Annotated in this window: 13 protein-coding genes; 11 read left to right on the forward strand and 2 right to left on the reverse strand. The window is 38.1% G+C overall.

Annotated features, from left to right (window positions below; all coding sequences use genetic code 11):
- Positions 1–410: 410 nt before the first annotated feature.
- From ACSQ8P_RS35820 to ACSQ8P_RS35865, 10 genes are all read left to right on the forward strand, one after another.
- On the forward strand, positions 411–1718 hold the full coding sequence (locus ACSQ8P_RS35820) for an EAL domain-containing protein (protein ID WP_436239756.1): 1308 nt from the start codon (positions 411–413) through the stop codon (positions 1716–1718).
- A gap of 152 nt (positions 1719–1870) precedes the next feature.
- A complete protein-coding gene (locus tag ACSQ8P_RS35825) occupies positions 1871–2260 on the forward strand; it encodes a hypothetical protein (protein ID WP_436239757.1) in 390 nt (129 codons plus the stop codon).
- 470 nt (positions 2261–2730) lie between these two features.
- The gene (locus tag ACSQ8P_RS35830) at positions 2731–4422 is read left to right on the forward strand and encodes a methyl-accepting chemotaxis protein (protein ID WP_436239758.1); all 1692 of its coding nucleotides are present in this window, start codon (positions 2731–2733) and stop codon (positions 4420–4422) included.
- A 406-nt stretch (positions 4423–4828) separates the two neighbouring features.
- Positions 4829–6025: a hypothetical protein gene (locus ACSQ8P_RS35835; protein ID WP_436239759.1), complete on the forward strand. Its 1197-nt coding sequence runs from the start codon at positions 4829–4831 to the stop codon at positions 6023–6025.
- 1019 nt (positions 6026–7044) lie between these two features.
- Positions 7045–7515, forward strand: a complete 471-nt coding sequence (locus tag ACSQ8P_RS35840; protein ID WP_436239760.1) for a hypothetical protein — start codon at positions 7045–7047, stop codon at positions 7513–7515.
- A gap of 517 nt (positions 7516–8032) precedes the next feature.
- Positions 8033–8197 carry an aspartyl-phosphate phosphatase Spo0E family protein gene (locus ACSQ8P_RS35845; RefSeq protein ID WP_436239761.1) on the forward strand — a complete coding sequence of 55 codons (165 nt, stop codon included), beginning with the start codon at positions 8033–8035 and terminating at the stop codon, positions 8195–8197.
- 940 nt (positions 8198–9137) lie between these two features.
- Positions 9138–9515 (forward strand): DUF5677 domain-containing protein, encoded by a 378-nt coding sequence (locus ACSQ8P_RS35850; RefSeq protein WP_436239993.1) that lies wholly within the window; start codon positions 9138–9140, stop codon positions 9513–9515.
- A gap of 268 nt (positions 9516–9783) precedes the next feature.
- Positions 9784–10557, forward strand: coding sequence for a CPBP family intramembrane glutamic endopeptidase (locus ACSQ8P_RS35855; protein WP_436239762.1), 774 nt, complete (start codon positions 9784–9786; stop codon positions 10555–10557).
- 184 nt (positions 10558–10741) lie between these two features.
- Positions 10742–10819 carry an arylamine N-acetyltransferase gene (locus ACSQ8P_RS35860; protein ID WP_436239994.1) on the forward strand — a complete coding sequence of 26 codons (78 nt, stop codon included), beginning with the start codon at positions 10742–10744 and terminating at the stop codon, positions 10817–10819.
- 7 nt (positions 10820–10826) lie between these two features.
- Complete coding sequence (locus ACSQ8P_RS35865) at positions 10827–11084, forward strand: hypothetical protein (RefSeq protein ID WP_436239763.1); 258 nt, start codon at positions 10827–10829, stop codon at positions 11082–11084.
- Positions 11085–11575: 491 nt separating this feature from the next.
- Here the strand turns inward: ACSQ8P_RS35865 and ACSQ8P_RS35870 are convergent, their stop codons facing one another.
- The gene (locus tag ACSQ8P_RS35870; RefSeq protein WP_436239764.1) at positions 11576–12214 is read right to left on the reverse strand and encodes a hypothetical protein; all 639 of its coding nucleotides are present in this window, start codon (positions 12212–12214) and stop codon (positions 11576–11578) included.
- A gap of 44 nt (positions 12215–12258) precedes the next feature.
- The gene (locus ACSQ8P_RS35875; RefSeq protein WP_436239765.1) at positions 12259–13596 is read right to left on the reverse strand and encodes an AAA family ATPase; all 1338 of its coding nucleotides are present in this window, start codon (positions 13594–13596) and stop codon (positions 12259–12261) included.
- Positions 13597–13907: 311 nt separating this feature from the next.
- Here ACSQ8P_RS35875 and ltrA point away from each other — a divergent pair, with 311 nt between their 5' ends.
- Entirely contained in the window at positions 13908–15014 is a 1107-nt protein-coding gene (ltrA, locus tag ACSQ8P_RS35880) for a group II intron reverse transcriptase/maturase (protein WP_436239995.1), read from the forward strand.
- Positions 15015–15552: the final 538 nt, after the last annotated feature.

A 15552-nucleotide genomic window follows, 5' to 3' on the forward strand; every position in this document is an offset into this window, starting at 1 on the left:
ATACCAAGCATGCGAGAGAAAAGGTCTTTCAATACTTGTCCAAAAAACGTTCTTGACTCAAACACAGAACTATGCTAATTTAATACGGACCGGTCGGTATTTAGCATCGGGTCTCGATGTTGATTCAACACATTTGAAACGATACTTCATTTTAACCATTTACAGCAAAAAATGCTGATTAATCCTATGTTAAGTGATGTCGGCGTGCCCCGCTGGTTCCTTTCACTCGTACACTTCGCTGAAATCCATTAACCCCACTGCCTGTTCCGCTACACTTTTTCGAGAACATGGACGCATATTCTAATAAACAATGCTTTAGTGATTTCCGTTCATTTCAGAAAGTAAATATCTCCTCTGGATAGAAAACTTTATAATTGTCTATTCAAATATATACTACAGGTGTGGTTTAGATGGTCGTGGAAAAAGAAATTAATATCAAAGATAACTGTGGAGACTTGCTGAGAAGTGAATACTCATGGATGTTTAACATTCTTTTAGAGAATTCCTCTGAAATGATAAGTATATGGAATAAAAATGCACGTCTCATTTTGTTCACCTCAATACACGGAAATTATTTTGGTAAAGAAATGCCACAGTACCTAAAGGATATTCTGTCTTTTGTTCACCCTGAAGACTATCATGCAATGTTAAATGAGATTGAAGAATTATTATTTCGACTGAAGGGGTTCAAGGCTGTTTATCACTTTACAAGCTCCACAAAAAAATCGAAATATCTTTCATCGGAATTTAAAGCTGTAATTGATGATGATGGACATTTAAAATATTTTGTTGTAATATCACGTGATATTTCAGATAGCAAAAGCAAAATAACTGGACAAAAAAAAGAAGTAAAAGAAAAAGTATATCAAGGTTTAGCTAAAGAACAATCAGTAAATAGTTACAAAACTTATTCCAAAGGGATGGGTGAACAAATATTCGAACAATTTACATTAGAAAAAGATTTAATAAATGCTTTTGAACGTCAAGAATTAGAAATATATTACCAGCCCATAGTTAGTGTCAGTTCATATAATGTAATAGGTTTGGAGGCTTTGCTTAGGTGGAATCACCCCATTAGGGGAAATATATCACCGATAGAGTTTATTCCTATTGCTGAAGAATCTGGGTTAATGGATAGTATTAGTGATTGGGTATTAAAAAAAGCCTCTTTAGATGTGGTACACCTAAATGGAAAATTTGGAATAGATTTATTTGTAACAGTAAACATTTCTGCTCCACAATTACATAGAAATCGATTTTTGAGGACAATCCTAAACATTCTAGAAGAAATCCCTATCAAAGTAGAAAATTTGAAGCTAGAGATTACAGAAAGTCTTTTAATGAAGGATACCGAAAATACAATTGAGATATTAAGAGACCTTCAGAATATGGGTATCCAAGTGTATATTGATGATTTCGGAACGGGATATTCCTCACTCAGCTATTTGAAATTGTTTCCGATAGCAGGGCTTAAAATTGATAAGTCATTTATAACAAATTCCTTAATATTAGAGAAAGATAAAGCAATCGTTAGAGCAATAATTAATTTAGCACAGATCTTGGAATTAAAGGTAACTGCTGAAGGTGTAGAAACGCAAGAACAGTTAAATGTATTAGAAACATTCCAATGTGATTACATACAAGGTTATCTATTTTCCAAACCTTTAGAATTGAAAGCACTTTATAAATTTTTACAGAAACACCTTCGTTCTGAGTGAGAAACAAATCACTCCCAATGCTTCAATGTGCACTTAATTACCTTGACCTCGTATGCTAAGAAATAGAGGTGCTATATACATAAACAAATTATACGAACACTAATAAAATCATAAAATCTGGAACTATTCTTACACGAAGTGGGGTTACTAATATGAAAATAAAGCCTTGGACCACAAAAGAGCTGGAAAAGATGATCAGCCTTTCCTCTGTGTATCCTCCTATTGAAATTGCTAGAGAATTATCTCGTCCCGTAGCTTCTGTGCGCCTAAAATTGCGTAAATTGGGAATAAAGAGTCTGACCGATGAGCAATGGAAAAAAAACAAATTTCAAAATCATATTTATAACGAGGGCAACCTGAACAAAAAGAAAGATAACCATATACTAGAAGCCCCCAAAGAAAAAAACGAATTCGAATCTCCTGTTCTAAATGAATTTTGGGAAACACTCGTACAAGTGGCCAGATTCGCAAAAAAGAGGGGGAAAAGCGTAGATGTCATTTCGTTTATTGAAGCATACCGCAAAATTCGCATTGATAGTTAAACATTTAGACAATTATACAAGGAAATATGTCTGACAAAAAATTGATTGAGCCAATACATTTGTTGATTCTCCAACACTTAGAGCAAATTGTGATCCATTAGTGTAAGCATTGAACTTATTCTCGGAAGTGGCGATGGGTTTGTGATTGTCCATCGGATGTTATCGCATTTTGCAAAAGTGAGCGTATTGATGTGTCGTATTGAGTAAACTACCGTTTCAAAGAAAAATGGCCGGAAATTATGGTGATTTTGCGCTGGATAGCAAACCAAAGGAAATAGCAATGATTAAAGCTTGGTGGAGCTACAACTAAAATCAAACAGCCTCACGACCTTTTTATCTTCTGCAAACATTAATCGTTACATGACGAAGAGCATTTAAAATTCTATGTGTACAATCTATTGATGTTGGTGCATTTACACTTTAACCTTCGAGGAATATCCACATACTATACATCGAGAGGAATTAATCTCATGAAACTAACTATTGCAAGAAAACAGTATTTGTCGTTTGCTTCGGTGCTTCTATTACTTCTAATAATATCCGCAACAAGCCTTCTAAAAATCCAATCAGTAAACAATAGCTATCAGTTTCTCCTTGACGATCGTGTTACGAAAATCATTCTCGTCAAAGATATGGTTTCGGAGTTGAGGGAGCAATTTAAGGAAATGCGAGGTTTTGTGCTATCAGGAAACCAATCGAGCATGAATAATTGGTTAAATGCGAAAAGCATCTATGATGAAAAATTTAAAATACTCGAAGGCATGGAGAATTTACCTGCAGTTAAACAAAATCTTCAGGATTTAAAAGACTTGAATGAGCAATATTTGAAGTATGCGGAACAATTGCAGGAGTATAAAAATCAGAACAAGAGTGCTGAACTCAGTAATCTGATTTCTACTACGGGCAATGAAATAAGTAAAAACTTTTTCCAAAAAGCGAACGAAATTATAGATGTTCAGCAAAAGCTGTTGGACGAGACACGTCAGCAGACAGATTCTTCTGTAAATACAACAATCGAGATAGTGATTTGGATTAGCGTAGCTGCAATTGCTATTGGTATTTCCGTAGCCATTATAATTAGCCGAATGGTTTCCGTCCCCGTCTCCCGAATAGCACAAGCGGCCAACCAAATTGCTGGGGGTGACTTAACAGAAGGCGACCTATACATGAAAAGTCGTGATGAAATTGGGGAGCTTGGTACATCTTTCAATAGAATGAAAAGAAACCTGCTCGAATTGATTTCCGGAATCAATAACAGTGCGAATCAGGTAGCAGAGTCAGCTGAGGAATTGTATGTTAGTACAGAAGAGGTCAGTAAAACGGCGCTTGAGGTAAAGGATCGCATTCAAGGCATGACGAAAAATGCGGAAGCTACATCTCAAGCGAGTATGGAATCCTCGCTTGCTATGCAGGAGTCTGCTGCCGGCATTCAACGCATCGCTGAGTCTGCACAAGTAGTTTCGGAGACCTCCGTAGACACTTTAAGGGCTGCTGAAGAAGGCAATAAGGCAGTTGATGCAGCAATTACGCAGATGAATACGATTAAACGCGGAGTTGTGCAATCTGTGGAATTAGCTGATAAATTGACTCGACAGTCGGAAGAGATTAGTAAAATAACAAGTGCTATAACGGAAATTACTTCACAAACGAATTTGCTGGCATTAAATGCAGCGATAGAGGCAGCACGTGCAGGAGAGAATGGTCGAGGATTTGCAGTTGTAGCCGGAGAGGTTCGCAAGCTGGCCGAGCAATCGAAAGATTCTGCGAACCAGATCATTTCACTGATCACATTGGTTCAGCAGGATACAGCAAGCGTAACTGAAGCCATGAGAAATGGAGCGAGAGAAGTAGAATCTGGCGTGAAACTAATGGATAAGGTAGGAGACTCCTTCCGCTCTATTCGCTCCTCTATTCAAACTGTAACTGGTCAAGTACAGGAAATTTCAGCATCAGCTGAACAGATGTCGGCGAGTACTGAGCAAGTTACAGCATCAGTGGAAGAGATGACGAATATATCGAATGAGACTTCCAAAAGTGCCAAGGTAGTAAGCTCGGCAACTCAAGAGCAGCTAGCTACAATACAGGAAATTAACATAGTTTCAAGCACGATGAGTAAGATGGCGGTTGATTTTCAGGAAATGCTTAAAAATTTCAAGGTATAGATGACAGATCGCGAATGTCCGAGATGACATACGCTACATTCCAACAAGCACCAGAATCTTTACTTAAAACAATTCATTAACAACAATGGATTATGAGACACAAGTCATACGTAGCAGTCATGTCGGATGACAAGAACATTATCATATTCCCGACGGAGTTTTGTGAGCAATCGGGGAACAATTGAAGCATGCAAACAGGCAGCATTGTGTTACTACTTCACTTCACGAATATTCAATAAAGGTGAATTTATATAGCTCATAAAAAAACGTTATATGAATGAACTGCATGACAATAAAGCGGAAAATCGATAAACCTAAAGAGAAAATTTATTATATTTTACCCTCAACTTTTTGGCCGAAAGTTACGTCATTAAAGATGATTGACAAAGTGGAAGGGGTGCAGAACATGAATAAAAAAATTGTACCGATATTGGCATTAACCTTGATGATGACACTTGCTGGATGCAAATCTTCTGGAACTACGAACAGTGCCGTGAACGCGTCAGAATCGCCACAGTCGATAGAGGCAGCAACGGCAACGCCGCAGGTGACCGTATCGCCGAATCCCTCAAAAACGCCAATCGCGGGAACAAGCAATAAGCCGACGAAGGTGGCGATGACCGGGGTAACGGCTATCCGCTTGGCGGATGCTAAGGTCGGTTGGATCGGTGGCAATGGATGGATTGCCCACACAACTGATAGTGGGAAGCAGTGGCAGGTTCAATATGAGGGCAGCGGCGAGATCAAGCAGTTGTTTGCACTGAATGGGCAAGAGGCATGGGCCAGCATTGGAGATGAGGGCAAGCTGCTTAGTACCAAGGATGGCGGCCAGCACTGGACATCCGCGGGCAGAGTGCCGAATACGGCGGCATTCTTTCATTTTATATCGAAATCGGAAGCGTTCAGTGGGAACGCCCATACCGTGGATGGCGGGTTACATTGGACAAATCTGCCGGTGCCGGATGGCATCACTGGAGATGCTTATTTCCGCGATGCCAAGAATGGATGGGCAGTCAAGCCAGGCAAGGATACCGTGGATGTTCTCCGCACACAGGATGGAGGAAAAACATGGAACAGAGTTATGTCCCGCAAAAACGCAGCCTCACTCACAGGAACAGTGATTCGTTCTGCGGGAGAGAACGATGCCTGGATTGAGCTCATCGGCGGATCAGGGATGAACCAAACGTCGTATTCCTTATTCCATACAAAAGACGGCGGAAAAACCTGGCAGACAGTGTTGGCAAACAGCACCGCTGGAGGTGGAATAGCCCCTGGTTTCCCTGTAGGTGACAACACAGGCCCTAAGAACACGGGTGCGAAGCCCGGGCCACTCTACGTTGTAAGCCCCGACGTAGCTTTCATGGGCGGGCAGTGCCTGAGCTGCGACAAGCCGAACTCCATCGGATTGACGAAGGATGGCGGCAAAACTTGGGAGAACGGCAAAGAGACGTTCACTGGCTACGGCGAGTTGTTGCTGGGCATGGCAGACGCGAATCAGGGCTGGCTGATCACGAATGACAATACGCAGCCTAGCGTGATGTACACCACCAGTTCGGGTGGTGCCAACTGGGCGAAGGCGCATAACTTTGATGCGCCGAAATAACCAAAAGCATTACGGTCAATTGACATGATGGAAAAAAATGTACGAATTTGTTTGCATAAACAGCGGTTCATATAAGGGTAGAGAGATTGTAAAAGCTAAATAATATTTTGAATTGCATCTTAAAGACACTTCTAAACAAATAGAGGTGTCATTTTTGTTTTACAAAGAAATATAAAAGACGGCATTCACCTAAGGTGGAAAAGTGAGTACACCTTAGAAGTCAGCTATACTGGTCCTTCTTAGTAGTGGTGACGAACAAATGTTTCACATTTCAAAAGCTACTCCTGTTAGTTCGAGAATAATAACTATTGATGCCATAACCAATTTATTCAAAGTTAATCATTTTATTTCCTGACTGAAGAGCTAGGAGCTAATGCATTCCATTACAGAGCAAAAAATATTTTACTTATAATCTACGATAAAAGATAAAGTGATTGAAAATGTGGATGCATTCTGCTGAACTTATAGTAAAAGCGAATCAAATGGAAAACAACTTAAAACAGTGGTTATACAACCAATAACTATATAACAAAACGTAACAGGCTTCCTGTTTTTTTTGCCGCAATTCTCAACGTAATCCCAACACCATATTAAGCCTTGATTTCCTCGCGGATTGAAGAACAGAGAGAGAATAAAACAAACAACATCTATTGTTCACTTTCAGTGGAAAGAAGGAATACAGAAAAGTACCAATGAGACGATACGCCACGTTGCTAGGAGGCCACCATCCGTTCTGAAGTTAACGTTCAACGGGCCTCTCTTTTCGCTCGTTGTGGTTTCTTCTGTTAAGAATAGTGTGTTCTTTATGGCAGAAATAGATATGGGAATCGAAATGGTAGTTTGGATTACCATAGATTGATCGAAATACGAATAGATATTACGCTGACAACGGCTTTAATGTCGAAAAATATTTTTTTATACATCTATTTATGTGACAAGATTCTCCGTACATTTCCTGTAAGATGGTTTCTGCTGCCTTACACCAATTAACACAATTGAAGGGAATGACTTAAAAACAAATGAATGATTTGTCAGTCGAAAAACTTATACAAATTGAAAGTCAGTGCCGTAATCCCCAAGATGCTATTATTATTCGTTTATTTTTAGAAAGTATTGAAGTCCATGAAATTGTTTATTTGAAAAAACAATCACTTGAACCTATTAAACGTATTTTAACGATAACCGATTCTTCAGGAAGAGAAAGACAACAGTTTGTTAGCACTAAGTGTGTTGAATTATATCAGAAAGCAATAAATCAAAAAAATTATCTTTCAAAAGAAGAAGTTGTTGCTCTTAGGGACACTGATTATTTAGTAAAAGTAAGCTTTATAGATTACGTTGCTTATGAAAGCATGATTCAGGATATTGATTCCGTCATTTTACGTACAATCTATAAGAGACTTCATGATTTAGCAGAACTAAATTCATTTCCTGAACTTACTTATCTACATACGGGAACACAGTTAATTAGAGAACTCGTAAAAATCTGAATAGCATTCGCTGCTCGGTATCAGTCGTCGCCGAACAAATGCAGGAAGTTGAAGAGCAAACAGCAGTTACCGAGGAGACAAATAAAATCAGCGTATAAATAAAACTAGTGTTATAGTCATCGTTGTCTTTAACTATACATGTATACATGATTTATATTTCGAACATAGATGGAAGAACAAAGACTGAATGGAATACCAGTGATGGGAGCAACATCATGCTGTTGCCTAAACAAGTAGAGATTTATTTCGACATAACTCGCCTTAATGCAAGCACAATTAATGAGGGAATATGTAAGACTGATTTAGCGAAGATGTTTGAATAGGCAACAACCTAAAGCCATCAACTTAACTGTTGGTGTTTTTTTTATTTTCACCCATATTCTTATGAGAAAACGAGCTAGTCAAATTGTATCCCCTTTCATTATAATGCGTTTATGAATTACTGGAAAATGTATTGCATTAGTTCAAAAGTAATAGTAAAATAGTCCCATTAATTCAAATTGTAAGGGGTATTATTTTGAACTTATCAGATATCGAACAGGAAATTGAGATACTTAGAAGTGATATGGTTCAGATGTTTCTAATAGGTAACACGATGTCAAGTGTTCCTATATTAGAGTTATCAGAGAAATTGGATGTTATGATCAATTTCTATTATTCGCATATTAACAAAAAAAATTGATAAAGAATTGAATAAGAGTTTTTATCATCTAACGTACTCTCTACAAAATCGTCTATAATTAGAAAATTTGGGAGTCGATTATGAATAGTTATTTTTATGTTTAGTGCAACAAGATACATTTAAAGATCGATTAATGAAAACATATTTAAATCGGGCTTCTGATATGTAAACGCAACAATAATAATTAACGTAGGTTTATGTAATACGCTGCTACTACAAAAATAGAAAAATCATACAATTAGCAACTCATTCCTGTTTGGTCAAGCCCCAATTTAGTAGACTTTAATAACCCTAGTAAACAAGATGGCGACCGTACTCAACCGGAGTCAGCTTGTTTACTTTCTTCTGAATTCGTTCTTCATAATAAAAAAGGAGAGGTGAACAGGGGAGAAGTCCAGCCCACAGAACAACGCAGACTATCGAAAACCATCATCAGAGGTCGTGACCTCGTATGAACCCTCGTGAACAATTGGAGTGCCTTTGAAAACAGGAAGGGAATCCATCACTTTCGATGGTGCCAGATACGCCTTCGGAGAACTAAGTACGTATAAGGTGAGCATCCTAGGACCAGGTGTGCCGTTGTAAACCGACTCAAGCCATTTTCATCGATCTCTTTTACCCTCGAATGTCTCACCGGTTGTTTTCAGCAAAATGTCGCGGGTATCAGGGCATTTAGCTGCGCTTCGACCTTTATATTGTTCTATTTTCATCAAGGAACAGCGCTACTTCGAGTTCGTAATAGTTTTGCCCTGTTCATAACCTAAAATTTTGCTAGTATGATTCTCACAAGTGGATCTAAATTTCGTAAAAGAAGTTGGGAGTAAATGGTAATTCGAAATATACATAGTCTTTTAGGGTATTCCATTGCATTTGGCCAAACTGAACTTCAAGCTTTTCAGACAGAAAAAGGGTTGACCGATACTAAAAATCAAGTTGAATTATTGAATTAAGTGATGGTGTTAAAATTTGTGCTGAAAATGGTTTGCGTGCACCTGCTGAAATAAATAATCGGAGTTTTCTTGATGCTTATGTGGCTTATAAATATATCCTTAGCGATCCTCAAAAAACCGTGGAACGGGCTAGTGCTTATAAGGTAGGTTATCACCTGCAGCAGATTGAAGCTGCGACTGACGCAATTGATGCCAAAGACATACTTGGAACAGATGCTCAGCTCATGAATGAAGCAATTCGTCACCATACAGATATCATCAACCAACCGGAATTTAAGCCCATATTGGATGAGTTTGAAAGAATGAAAGGTACATTCTATCCAAAATGGTATGCTATATTTGGTGGTCCAGCGTCACTTAAAAATTAGTACAAAACCTTGTAGAATCAGAATTGATGTACCAGATCTACAGTGGTTTATCCAAGAGTGCACATAACTATATCGCTTTGCGCGCATTAACCCCAAGAGGATTGCAATCTGTACGGTCAGGCTTCAATCCAGATATCGACACGAATAACCTAAATGTTATTAGTACATTTTTGGTATCTTCTATAAATTGCTTTACAGACAACATGTATCCTGAATACATGAATAATCTGAAATTACAAGTTCATAGAAATAGGGGATTGAACTTACTTTGGAAAAGAAATTGCCATATCACCTTATCACATTTATTGTTTCATATGTCATCTTGGCTTCTTATTTTAATTTAATTCCGCAACTATTTCCCATGAATGATGTGCTGCGCTTTATTCACCTTCTATCATTCTTCATTGTTGCTTTTGTAGTTGCAAAGAAGCTTTATAACAGAGGAATTGATCAGTACGGTATCATTTTTAGACAGGGATGGAAAAGACATCTGGGATTAGGGTTTTTACTTGGCTTTATTGCATGGGCGCTCTTGTTTCTGCTTTATTTTATATTATCTAAATACACATTCACTGGTGTTATTATTGACCGTAACACAGTTTTTAAAGTTGTTGCAATCATATTGGGTTATGGATTTGGTTCCTTGATTAGCGATATGGTCGTTCGTGGATTGGTGTTTAATCATTTTAAAGACAATGTCTCTCCAAAGTACGTATTCATCATTGCGTTGATAGTTTATGCGTTAGATGATATATGGTATGAGGGCTTCGATGCTCAAAATACGATTTTTTCATTAGCGCTTGGTTTAGGATTAACTTACGCCTATTACAAAACGAACGCCATCTGGGCAAGTGCAGGCATGCACTTTGGTTTGAACATGGTGTATGGTTTGTTTTTTGGAGTTTCTGGAAAAAGTGGTGATGGTGTTTTTTCTTTCATTATACAACCTAATCCACCATATTTACTCAGCTGGCTTTCTACTTTTATCTCATTACTATTGTTTATGTTTGTTTACATTATGTTTCATCGTTCAATTAAGTAATTTTGTTAAGGATGGTGCTTTAAGATTGATAAGTAAAAAAATCAAATTCAGAGTTATTTTAGAAAGCATCAGTTTTAAGGGTTCGTTTCATGGCAGCGCAAAGACGCTGGCCGACCTACAAGAGCGACATCTGTACATAGTTCCATACGAGAATTTGGATATATATTCTGGCACATAAAGCTATATCCTTGATCCGCAGGATCTGTATCAGAAAATTGTAATGCGACAGCGTGGTGGGTACTGTTTCGATTTAAACACCTAATCATTCAATGGATTATATTTCTAAGCAGAAGAATATTACATCTCAGGCTGCTTTGAAGCAATTTGTACAGTTGTTTCCAAATGAACTGCTAAGAGTTTTCAGATATCGTCATCATCTATTCAAGGTGCAGAAGCTACTGTTAAAGCTCGAATTAACGAATGGTAAACATACAGACATTACGTTTTTCTTATTTTTAAGTAAAGATTATGTGCAATCGAATGATATTTTCCGGCTTATTATTGAGCAAGAAAAAGGCACTTTATGAAGCTAGAAGCTAATGAACTAAAAAGTAGATCAGCAAGATATTAAGAAGAAATGTTCAGGGGTCCGACTCACCTCGGGAAATCGAACCCTTGTCCATACAAAACCACAACTATTAATACTGGACAGGGGTTTAGTATGCATCCAGGACAACCAGCTGATACCATTTTAGTTGGTCCAATACGTCAGTCGCGTCGTTACTCTTTTGATGTGTACCGCCGTTATGGAATTTAGCGAAAGCTAAGAATTCGAATAGTGGGTTGTGGCCATTAGATTAAGAAACTTTCCAAAATTAATTTATAAAGAAGCACGCCGGAAAAATACTGATTAAAACCATGGCATTTCAACAAATAGCAGTCGAAACTCGGAATGGAGTTTCGACTGCTTTGTTTATAAATCTCTTATTCCTCACATGCTCAAGTAAGTACTAAGAAATAAAAAGCCCTCCATATCAAAATGAAGGGAGAATCCTTCAATCAAAGTTACAGTATTGTCTCAAATTGAAAGTTGTTCTCTATATTTTACCCACGAACTTACCTTCAGTTCTCGTACGAAATATAAACCTGTCTTCATGAACACTTCTTGTCCCTTATTGTTCTTATGATAGTCAATGTTAACGACCATCTCTTGCATTACCACATAATATTTAGGATCCCCGCTTTTAATCCAATGGAGTGAATTTATTATGTATAAACTCTGCCATACTATTAACTCCGCTTTATAAAGAAATTCGGATTCTTCTTCATTTGATTTTCCGCCTTCATATAATTGCTTTGATACTGTAAAAATGACTTCATATAATTCTTGTTGTAAGAAGCTATTACCTTCTTTATCTTTATAACTCAAAATTTGATCGTAAATATTAAGAGCTTCTTTTAATTTAACGTAAACATCAGTCTTTGTTAAATGAGTCTGATTGATCAAACCAGTTTTAACACTTTCCATAATGTTAACTAATTGATCAAAGAAGTCAGGGGCTTGGTCCAGAATTTTCTGATATCTTCTCTGACGATCAAGGGTTTGCTCGCGCATCCATTTTTTTGCATCTTCTTCTCTTTCTTGCTCATATTTTAAGGGATTAGCGGCTTCTTGCTGACTTTTTTTGCTAGAAAACAAATTGGATAAAAATGACATGGATACACCCCTGAAATAAAGTTTATATATATTACTATTAAAGTTTATTTTATATCTTCAATTGTAATGGTTGAGAGATCGGTTTCCGTCGGATTACTAATTTTCACGATCCGGTTTGCGTTATGGGTTAGCATTTGTTCGAATATGTTTCGAACCGTTCTTGCATTTCCAAACGTCTCGTCCTTAACAGATATAAGTGAATTGAAAGTGGTCCGTAATTTACTTTCTGCTTCTTCAGTAAGTATATAACCGGTCTTAGTACAAAATTGGGAAAAGATGAGCAGCAATTCATCAGCACTATAGTCCTGAAAATGAACAAACCTATTAAATCTTGAACGAAGGCCAGGATTAGACTCTAAAAAGTGTTCCATTCTGTCAGGATATCCCGCTGTTATCACAACTAAATCATGCCTAAAGTCTTCCATTAGTTTTAATAAAGTATCAATTGCTTCTCTACCATAGTCGATTCCGTCGTTGCCTGAAGCGAGGGAATACGCTTCGTCAATAAATAATACACCACCAATAGCACTTTGAACAACTTCTTGAACTTTCAAAGCAGTTTGTCCTATATATCCTGCTACAAGTCCTGAACGATCAACCTCAACAAGGTGCCCTTTCGAGAGTAAGTTAAATTCCTTATAAATTTTGGCTATTTGCCGCGCTACTGTTGTTTTTCCTGTTCCCGGATTACCTGTAAAAACAAGATGAAATGACATGGGTGCTACTGGCAGATTACGTTCCATTCTGAGATTTCTGACACGAATAATATTAATGATGTCATTGACGCTTTCTTTTAATTGATGTAACCCAACTAACTCATTCAGTTCCTCCAAAAGCTCAGTAACCACATCTCTATGAATACTTTCCATCGTTACAGTAGAGGGGAGCTTCTCGGAATTGACGATTGATTTTCTTTCAGAATCCATGATTTCTTTTATTTTGGAAATGTGAGAGTTTAGTAATTCAATTACTGCCTTGTTATCACATATTTGACATGCCGCCGTACCTACAACTTCGACGCATTGTATAGCGCTTTGACCTAAACTGTTGGTAACCCCCTTTGACTTAAGGGCATCATCGATCTGACTAAAAAACTTAAAATGCTCAGGGTTAATAATAAACCTTGATTTTTTTTGGACAAAGGTATCACTAGTTATAAATGAATTTATCTGCCACGGATGTTCGAGGTTAAAATCAAACATAAATTTAAAAAATTCCGTGTGTCTTTTATCGTAATGTTCTTGAGTAGAAAATAAACTAAAAGTCAGAAACTGACAATGCATTTTAAAAATATTATTTAGTTCTTTTAAGTCATCATTACCACCAAGGACCCCTATCATTGTATCAAATAACTCTTTCGCAGACATTGTGTATGTATCCATGGTTAAGCCGCCCCCCTCTAAGGTATCTAATCATATAATACTGTATTTTGGAGATATCTTCATATTTTTTAAATTTTCCGTGAGAACAAGGATCAATCTTAGTGTAATTGGAAGATAAAACCGTTAGACTGAGAACAAAGTTATGGACCGGTACGGTCCGTTTAGCGAATGGATACTATAGTTGATTTTTTGGACTACGCTACCGCACCGAACATCCTCAGCATCACACGACGGCGAATTGTGGATTTGCCAAGCTACGGCTCACCTCCATACAACAAATCCACAACGGTGACCTTAAAGATAACTTCTACATACTTTTCGTAGACGGTTACCTATTTGGGGAAGAGAAATTCGTCGAAGAAATCCGAGAGCAATTAATCTCTGGCACGTACCATCCGCTACCTGCTAGGCGGAAAGAAATACCCAAACCGGACGGAAAACTTCGCCCATTGGGAATTCCAGTTATCCGCGATCGCGTCGCGCAAATGGCAACGAAGCTGGTAATAGAGCCGATCTTCGAAACGGATTTCAAGGAGTTTTCGTATGGATTTCGCCCCAAGCGGGATGCCAAAGGAGCAATCCGTCACATAAGGCGTGCCGTAAGGAAAGGTGTTTACTGGGTAGTAGACGTTGACATTTCCGGGTATTTTGACAATATTCCGCATGAGAAACTGATGAAACTTGTGGAGCAAAGAATTAGTGACAGAAGAATACTCAAACTCATACGAAAATGGCTAAAAGCAGGATTCGTGAAAGATAATCAGTTCCACGAAACTGAACTCGGTAGCCCACAAGGAGGGGTCATCAGTCCATTACTTGCAAACATTTACCTGAACTACCTCGACACGGTCTGGGAAAACAAATTCACTGAACTTGGTACACTCGTGCGCTATGCGGACGATCTGGTCGTCCTTTGTAGGACCAAAGAGCAAGCCTTGAAGTCGATTGACGTACTGAAAGCTGTATTCGGCAAACTCGAATTACAGATGAATACAACGAAATCTAAATTGATCAACCTATGGGACGACAAAGTAGGTTTCGACTTTCTAGGCATGCATCACCGAAAAATCCCAAAACAAGTTAAGGGAGAAGATCGCAATATGTTGCGAAGTTACCCCTCGAAGAAAGCCATGAAGAAGATGAAAGAGAAGGTAAAGGAAGTCACAGAGCCACGTAACCGACTATTCTGGACAATGAACAAGATGGTCGAAGAACTCAATCCGAAGATTCAGGGATGGAGAAACTACTATGCTATGGACTCTTTTGCAGATCTATTTCTCAATAAGATCGACTGGTACATTCGAAAAAGACTAATGCTGTTTTGGAACAAGAAACGAAATGGTCGAAAGAAGCATAGTAACTTCAGAGTAACAGGCGTCATTGCTACACGCTCTGGACTAAAGAAACTAGTAGGTTAGGAAAGAACCGTAACGCGGAAGAAAGAAGAACATCGGAAAGCCGGATGAGGGAAAACCTCACGTCCGGTTTGATGCAGGGGGAGCTGAAAAAGTAAAAGGAGGGCTTTCGCCCTCCACTGAAAATTCAGTTCTCTACTCTACTGAGATAAAGCTCTTGTCAAAACCAAATGACAAGAACTTCATCCCATTCCCGATTTTGACAAGAACTTTATGTCATTCCCGACAGAACGTAGGGAGTGGAGAGCTTATCGACTAATCTAACGGGCAGCATAGTTGAATAAATCAAAACAGAACTACGGTAATATAGTGGTATAATATTTTAATAGTCTTAGATAAAGGAACTTACTTATGCAATTATTTGAGCACTAATTAGAAAGAAAAATCGATTGTTCAAAAGGTATTTACGAAAATGATGAATCGTAATCAGCTCCCTCAGTATGATTTGATTCTCTCACGCAAGCTTGTGTATTCGCAGGATTTCATCTCTATTAGTTTTGGTTGATGAATGAAAGAGAGTCAGATTTGCTAGGATGTGTCG

This window comes from Paenibacillus sp. LjRoot153, assembly GCF_964253085.1.
Lineage (GTDB): Bacteria > Bacillota > Bacilli > Paenibacillales > NBRC-103111 > Paenibacillus_E.